Genomic DNA, 397 nt, shown 5'->3' on the forward strand with positions numbered 1-397 from the left:
GTTAAAAGTTTTAGGTTATAATAATTAGTCTACAAAGAATTGAAGGGCTGAAAAGCCCTTGATATTTTGGCAACTGAATAAGGAGGAAGGACTTCTCAAAGCTGGGGGTTTTTCTGAAGAGTTTGATCCTGGCTCAGCGCGAACGTTGGCGGCGTGCCTAACACATGCAAGTCGTGGGGCAGCAGGCTATTACCTTCGGGTAATAGTGCTGGCGACCGGCAAACGGGTGAGTAACGCGTAGCTAACCTACCCATAGGTTGGGGATAACCATCCGAAAGGGTGGCTAATACCCAATAATGAGGAGACTCCAAAGCCCTTTTGGGCGCCTATGGATGGGGCTGCGTCCCATCAGCTAGTTGGTGAGGTAATGGCTCACCAAGCCACCGACCGGTACCCG

General features: G+C 50.4%; 1 rRNA gene (cut by a window edge). It reads left to right on the forward strand.

The annotated features are described in order from the left end of the window. The first annotated feature begins 110 nt into the window (after positions 1 to 110). Positions 111 to 397: ribosomal RNA gene (locus ACK4SC_RS11640) — 16S ribosomal RNA — on the forward strand (it continues 1,204 nt past the right edge of the window).

Source organism: Microcella sp., assembly GCF_046293215.1.
In the GTDB taxonomy this organism is placed as follows: domain Bacteria; phylum Actinomycetota; class Actinomycetes; order Actinomycetales; family Microbacteriaceae; genus Microcella.